Source organism: Pseudoflavonifractor phocaeensis (assembly GCF_021531375.1).
GTDB lineage: Bacteria > Bacillota > Clostridia > Oscillospirales > Oscillospiraceae > Lawsonibacter > Lawsonibacter phocaeensis_B.
On record NZ_JADYTU010000065.1, the window covers coordinates 1 to 228 of the forward strand.

The following is a 228-nucleotide window of genomic DNA, read 5'->3' on the forward strand; positions in this document are numbered from 1 at the left end:
AGCGTTCACAGGTCTTGGGGGTATCGCAGTCTGCGGCTACCCAGTTGTGACCCAGAGGATTACCATCAGTTGCACCGCAGCGATCACAGGTCTTGGGAGTACCACAGTCGGCATCCTTCCAGTCATGGCCAAGAGGATTGCCATCAGTTGCGCCACAGCGTTCACAGGTCTTGGGGGTATCGCAGTCGGCATCCTTCCAGTCATGGCCAAGAGGATTGCCATCAGTTG

At 56.6% G+C, this 228-nt stretch carries 1 protein-coding gene; it reads left to right on the forward strand.

Annotated features, from left to right (window positions below; translation table 11 throughout):
- The coding region (locus I6E39_RS11030; RefSeq protein WP_235381630.1) for a hypothetical protein at window positions 1-228 on the forward strand (228 nt) is incomplete at both ends.